Genomic DNA, 6,308 nt, shown 5'->3' on the forward strand with positions numbered 1-6,308 from the left:
GAGTGCCCGGGCGCCGTCGTAGGTGCCGTCCCCGTTTGAGGCCGCTTCATCCAGCGTTCGCGCTTTACGTGGATCGTCCATCACCAGCCCTCATTCGCGCGCTTGCGCTGCTCCTGCTGCGCTCGGCGCCTAGCCGCACGGAGTGTCCATTCGACCGACCCAACCCTTATGACATTATCTGACATTTCGGACACCTTGGGCGCGCCAATTTCCTTCAGGAGCCCCTGCCCGATATGCGCGAGCCAATCGACGAAGTCGTCATGCGCTCCATATGGGAACTGCAGCAGCTCCGAGCGAGCCTGCGGCCACCATGGCGCGAACCGCGGGAACTTCACCTTCTTCATCGACATGCGGCCCTGAATCGCCCGGGCGCGCACCCGCTTGTCTTTCGCTGGCGTCACCGGGTCGATCGTCACGTAGGTTCGCGTCTCGATCATCCGCTTCTTGAGGAACGGCCCGAACGACTTCGAGATGAGCTCGTTCTCCATCCACCACAGCAACGGCCGGTGCAGCCGGAACTGAACCAAGAGCTCCTCGACGACCCGATCGGTTTGCATGCGCTCCCAGACCAGGTCGGGGAGCACCCAGATGTTGTCATCGGAGTCAATGCCAACGCAGCCAAGCACGTTCGGATCACGCTCCTGCTTCTCGCTCACCGCGTGGTCGGACGCGCCGTATTTGCGGAGGTCCTTCGGCAGGTCCTCCCGGTCATATTCTTCGAGCCAATCGGCCTGGAAGAACTCTCCGTCCTCGATCGTCGGCTGACCCATGACGAGAGCGGAGAACGTCCGCGGCTCGCCCAGCTTCCACTGCGCGAAGAACTCGAGATCCTTGTCCGCCTCCCAGAGCGCGGCGATCGGTTTGTCGCCGAAGGCACGGAACACCTTCGGGTGGTCGATCTCATTGTGTCGCTTCAGCTCGAGGCCCAGGGCGGCAGCAAGCTTCGGGTCCTCGACCACGCCTGAAATGTTCAGGTACAGCCAGTCATCGGCGATGCCGTTGAACCGTTTGTGCCTATCGGGGTGCGAAGGATCGCACAGCCGGCCGATCAAATCGTCGGCGTGCCAGCGGGTATGCAGAACGATGATCCTGGTCCGCTTGCTGCCGCGGGAGAAGGCGACCGAATAGAACCACTTCCACATCTTTTCACGGAAGTTGTCGTTCTGCAGCTCCTCGTCATCCTTCATCGGGTCGTCAATGATGAAGTAATCGGCCGTTCGGCCGGTCACCGTGCCACCGGTGCCGACGAACGAGATCTTCCCGCCCATGGTGTTGCCCATGGCGGTCTTGGACTGCGACCCGGTCGAGAGCTCGACGGCCGGAAACACGGAGCGGTAGCGCTCGGTCTGGATCTCCCGGCGAAACTCTTCGCCCAGCTCGGCCGCGCGAATTTCATTGTAGGTGGCCACGATGATCTTGGCGCGCGGGTTGCGGCCCCAGATCCAGGCCGGCCCGAAGATCGACAGGTGCTTGGTTTTGCCGTGTTGTGGCGGGATGGAAACGGCGACGCGCTTCTTGTCGCCGCGCTCGACCGCTTCGATCAGCTCACAGAGGAGCCTGGCGTGCGCCACCGGCTGATAGCCCGAGATCGAGAAGTCGTCCGGCGCCTCCTCGTCCGGCCACATGACATGCATGAACTTCTCAAGGCTATCCCGCGCCTCCACATAGGCGAGCTTCACCTTGTAGAGCTTGAGCAGTTCCTTTTTCTTGGCCTCGTCCATCATCCGCCGAGCTTCCGCCGCAGCCAGTCGGCGGCCAGGCCGCCAATCATGGCCAAGCTGAAAATGACACCCCGCTCCCAGTGCTGACGCGCATAGAGCCGCTCGACTTTGACCTTGATCTCCGGCACCTCGCGGGCGTGCGCTTCCGCCACGCGAAAGCGCTCGTCAAGCTTTTCGACCTTCTCGTGCAGCACCTGCCGGCTGACGGCGGCGCGCTGCTCGTTCTGGTCGATTGCTTTGAGCAGATGGCGCACGTCGGTGCGCAGCTCACCGATCGCCGAAGAGATGTCATCGAGCTGGGAGGTCATAGCAACCTCTTGGCTCGGCCGGGGCCAGTCCAGTTGTTCAGCATGAAGACGAGTCCGTCGTCAGCTTCCTCTTCGGATTCCGCGTCCCAGTAGATCGGACCGCCACCTCCGTCGTTGACGCCGTTGTAGCCAAAGAGCTGAGCGATCCCTTCCCAGCCTTCAGTGCGCTGCTTCATCTGGGCGACTGTGTCGAAGGTGAGCGGGGTGGCCGAGCCACCACCCCCGCCGTCCAGACCGCTCGCGTAAGTAAGCTGCAGGGCGACCATCGTGTTCGGCGGCAACGGCGTCGACTTGTTGTAGGTGAAGACGATCTTGCTCTCTTGGAAAGCCAAGCTGTAATCGCCCGCGTCTTGCGAGAGAAGCACTTGGGTCCCGCGGGCGAAAGCCTTCGACCCCTCCTGCACGAACGAGTCTGCGGTCGTGCCGGCCGGATAGGCGAAATCAAGCGTCTCGCCGGTTCGGAGGGCTACGTCAGCGGCGCTGTAGACTGTGGCGATGGTCATGCGGGTACCTCAGCCGAATTGTAGATAGGCGCCCAATCCGTCCCCTCCACGTGGGCGTTTCCATTCGTCAGCCGCAGCCATCCCCGAAGCAACGAGCCGCTCGAAATCGAAAGGGCCGTGTTCTCGACGAAATGGCCGGCGCGAAAATACCCACTGGAAGGCATGGCGCTAGCGGACAACAAGTCTCCGCCGTCAGGCGTCGCGGAACCCTGCCCCCGCGTCTCGCTATCGGGATCGCAATCAATCCAATGGCTGAAGTTCCCAAACTCCTGCTCAATAAGCGCGATACCCTTGTTTCCAGAAGACCAATCCCAGTAATAATGGTTTCCCCTCACGGCCGCGATAGAGCCAGATCCGCTCAAAGCAGCTAGGCGCACTGGCCTTCGGCACTGCTGAAAGGAGTTCCCCTCGATCGCACCGCGAGCCATACCCGTCGCGTAAACACCAAAACCGTCAGAGCCCGACGTGGCGGACCAACCCCCGTTGGAGTTGCGAGCCGCATTCTCATGCAGCGGATCGATATCAAAGAAATTCCCCCGCACCGCGTAAGTGGCGTTCAAGACGGGCGCGCTCGGGTTCAAGACCACACCGTTAGAACACCTCTGCGCTGTATTCCCAGAGATAAGCACGTTTTTAAAGCTGCGGACGTTGCCCCCAAGGCTGAACATACTAGCCACGCCATATGCCTGGTTGCCTGCAATCGTAAGACCGTTGAAATCCGCCGATGCAGCGCGGATGCCGTGTATTGCATAAATCAGGCTCGATATCTCCGGATCGATCACCCCTGTGTCGTTCCAAAGGCTGCCGAAGCCATAATCGGAAAAATTGGTTTGCCCTCCAATGGTTTGCATGATGCTGTTGGAAGATATGACGATGCCTTTATTAGCCCCGCGTGGCGCGTTGGGGCCCACCACGTTCACATATGGCTCCGGCTTCACCCATGCAGAACCGTCGTAATCATCTATGTAAGTCGTTATGGCGCTGCCGCCCGAGCCCAGCGACTCCCTGCCATTGATATAGATGGCCCCAAAAGTTCCCACACTTCCTACATCAGTGGTCCGGAGCGTATCTAGTATGGAATTCCCGTTGATCACTACCGCAAATTTCGCGACCAAACCTTCCGAAAAATTTGTATCCAGACCGATGAAAATGGCATATCCATAAGCGAAACGCGTGCCATTATTTGAGATAACAGCGTTTCTGGCGCCGAGCACTTTAATGCCAAATGATTTTCTGATAACGTTGTTCGTTATAACAACGCTGGTGTCGTTAACGCCGGTTGTGGACGAGGCCAGGTGAACCGCAATCGCATCATCACCGCATTCCTCGATGTGATTTCCGATAATCTTATGGTGCGTGGCCCCTGTGGTATTGATCGCGTCGCGGAGAGACTTGCGTATATCGCAGTTGACCACGAACGAGGACGTCGCCAGCGGCGCCAAGCTCATGTTTCGTGAGTAAAGAGCGGACACCCCGTCGAGGATGCAAACATCAAAAGGCCCGCAATTCAGTAGTTTGTGACTGCCAAGAGTCGAATTCCGGTCTGCATAGCCGTGCAGAGTGACATCGCGCAAAATGAACGTGCCTGACCTACCCAGACTGTGGCGCCCGAACAGCTCGATATTATCCGCGCCAAGTTTCAAAACCGAGCGACCCTGGGCAGAGCCACAGATCGGGACGTCTGGCAAGGGTCTAACAGTAGAATTGATCAAGAACGTCCCATCGGGGATGGAGACGCCCACACCCCGCGCCTTGGCTGCCGCTATGGCAGCTGTAAGAGCCGAAGAGGCGTCCACGCTTCCGTCACCCCGCGCCCCAAAAGCAGTTACGGGAATGGGCGCTGTCATGCCAACCCCGCCCAGAGAGCAGCAAAAGCCGCATCCCTACTCGTGATCTGCGGCTCCGAAAGCGCAGCCCCCACCCACCAGGCCCGAAGCGTGCGAGCGGAGAAGTTTCCAGCCACCCCCTTATTGTTGCGCGCGCCCAGGTAGAGATTGAGACTGGCGGGAGATATAGATGCCCGCGTGAAGGTCGCCAGTTGAGCACCGTCGATGTAAACCGCGAATCCTGTCGAATCGGCGCGGTTGGTGGAGATCACACCTGTGCCGGGGGAACCTGCAACCGATTGGTCAGTTGTAGAGGCGGAAGATCGGGCGCCCACCTTGTTGTTTCCGTTCCGGGCACCGATTGAATTGTGCGTATTGCCGAGTTCCACATAGTTGGCATTGGCGACGTCTGAAGCGGAATAAACACCTAAACTGGATGAATCCTGAGAGAAGTTCCCTCCAGCTGTCGCAGGGTTGAACCCGCTATTCCAGTATCCCGTGGTGCCGTCTCCGGTTGATCCCGTATCATCCAGCGTTAGTGTCCCTTGCCGGGTCGCATTGTAAGCGTCCTGACGCATGTTCTGTAGGACAGTCTCGGTGCTGGTCGCGAATATGCTCTTTGCGATCCAAATGGCATCAGCCAATGCCCACCAGCCGCTGGCCTTTCCACCCACAATGAAATCATTGACCGCGGAGCGCTGATCTGGGGAAAGCTGTGATTCCAGACGGTCAAAGAAGTCCTGCGCTGCCGGGTCATAGGCAGCGATCACCCCCGGCACGCCAAAGAAATCGCTCCGCAGCCCGAGCCCAAGCCCCAGATCCATCAGACGTACCCCACCAGGTCCGTTGCGGTCAGGCCAGTCGCGTGCAGCCGCACGATGGGCCCGCGGATCACTTCGCCGGCGACCGCCGTGTAGGTGATCTCATTGCCGTTGATCACCTCGTGCACATCGCTGGCCGCGTGCGTCACGGTGAAATCGCCATCAGCACCCACCCGAATGGCCCGAACCGGCACCGGGAGGTCAACGGTGTCACTTGCGTGATCGTCGAGCACATAAGCCCCGATCGGCGCCGTGCCGGACGACAGGGATGTCTTATCGGGAAACGGATCAGCCATTGTCGTGCATTCCTTCGCGACTAATCATGACACTTACGACACTCAGGACACAGAAATATCGAGCTCGCCGGCCTCGACCCGGAAGGTGTCGCCGTCGTTGATCGTCTTCGCGTTGGTCCATTGGCCGAAAAACAAGAGGTTCCCGGTGGTGGCCGCGTCCAGGATGCCCCAGTGGGTGACCGTGCCGAACGCGCCGCCGGACGCCGTGAAATTCTCCTGCGCCGTGTTCGCCGTCGTCAGCCCGGAAGCCGCGTTGAACGCGCACGCCTGGCGGGAATATCCGTTGCCGGACACTTCCGTACCGGAATTGGCAGCCGTCGGGTTGGTCGTATACAGCGCCAGATAGACCGTCGTCGGCATCGTGTACGAGGCCACGCCCAGCGCATGATCTAGGAACTTGTTGCCTAGGTAGTTAGAAATCGCAGCCATAATTCACGCCTTTCAAGCAACCTCTTGATAGATGATCTGCACGTACCCCGCGGCGCCGGCGCTGCCGGCCGCGTTGGACGCCGTCTGAGCCGCGCCACCCAGGCCCCTGCCGCTGATGTAGTCGGGGTCGTTGCGACCGCCGGCGCCTGCATCCGCACCGAACGTCACAACCGCGTTGGTGCCGTTTAGCGCAAAAGTACCGCCGCCACCGCCACCGCCACCGCCGTGGCCCAACCCCGTACCGGAGCTCGTCGCGCCCACGCCGCCGCCACCTCCGGCACGCCTCGCGCTCACGCCGTCGCCGCCGCCACCGCCACCGCCACCGCCGCCGGAATAGATCGAGCTGGACCTGTTGCCCCGACCGCCTGCGCCGCCGCCATTCGCGCCGCCGGCCCCGCCAAGGC

8 protein-coding genes are annotated in these 6,308 nt (G+C 60.5%); all 8 read right to left on the reverse strand.

What is annotated here, in order from left to right; genetic code table 11:
* Positions 1 to 80: 80 nt before the first annotated feature.
* Genes terL through E4P09_RS25890 form a run of 8 tightly spaced genes read right to left on the reverse strand, consistent with a single transcriptional unit; the run spans position 81 to position 6,198 of the window.
* Positions 81 to 1,724: a phage terminase large subunit gene (terL, locus tag E4P09_RS09095; RefSeq protein ID WP_137389154.1), complete on the reverse strand. Its 1,644-nt coding sequence runs from the start codon at positions 1,722 to 1,724 to the stop codon at positions 81 to 83.
* On the reverse strand, positions 1,721 to 2,029 hold the full coding sequence (locus E4P09_RS09100; RefSeq protein ID WP_137389155.1) for a DUF1515 family protein: 309 nt from the start codon (positions 2,027 to 2,029) through the stop codon (positions 1,721 to 1,723). The genes terL and E4P09_RS09100 overlap by 4 nt, the downstream gene beginning before the upstream one ends.
* Positions 2,026 to 2,532, reverse strand: coding sequence for a hypothetical protein (locus E4P09_RS09105; protein WP_137389156.1), 507 nt, complete (start codon positions 2,530 to 2,532; stop codon positions 2,026 to 2,028). The genes E4P09_RS09100 and E4P09_RS09105 overlap by 4 nt, the downstream gene beginning before the upstream one ends.
* Positions 2,529 to 4,379, reverse strand: a complete 1,851-nt coding sequence (locus tag E4P09_RS09110) for a right-handed parallel beta-helix repeat-containing protein (protein WP_137389157.1) — start codon at positions 4,377 to 4,379, stop codon at positions 2,529 to 2,531. The genes E4P09_RS09105 and E4P09_RS09110 overlap by 4 nt, the downstream gene beginning before the upstream one ends.
* Positions 4,376 to 5,182, reverse strand: coding sequence for a hypothetical protein (locus E4P09_RS09115; protein ID WP_137389158.1), 807 nt, complete (start codon positions 5,180 to 5,182; stop codon positions 4,376 to 4,378). Before E4P09_RS09115 ends, E4P09_RS09110 begins: the two co-directional genes overlap by 4 nt.
* The gene (locus tag E4P09_RS09120; protein ID WP_137389159.1) at positions 5,182 to 5,475 is read right to left on the reverse strand and encodes a spike base protein, RCAP_Rcc01079 family; all 294 of its coding nucleotides are present in this window, start codon (positions 5,473 to 5,475) and stop codon (positions 5,182 to 5,184) included. Before E4P09_RS09120 ends, E4P09_RS09115 begins: the two co-directional genes overlap by 1 nt.
* 42 nt (positions 5,476 to 5,517) lie before the next feature.
* Positions 5,518 to 5,904 (reverse strand): phage tail fiber protein, encoded by a 387-nt coding sequence (locus E4P09_RS09125; protein WP_137389160.1) that lies wholly within the window; start codon positions 5,902 to 5,904, stop codon positions 5,518 to 5,520.
* 12 nt (positions 5,905 to 5,916) lie between these two features.
* A complete protein-coding gene (locus E4P09_RS25890) occupies positions 5,917 to 6,198 on the reverse strand; it encodes a hypothetical protein (protein WP_205042050.1) in 282 nt (93 codons plus the stop codon).
* Positions 6,199 to 6,308: the final 110 nt, after the last annotated feature.

The sequence above is a fragment of the Rhodoligotrophos defluvii genome, from assembly GCF_005281615.1.
Lineage (GTDB): Bacteria > Pseudomonadota > Alphaproteobacteria > Rhizobiales > Im1 > Rhodoligotrophos > Rhodoligotrophos defluvii.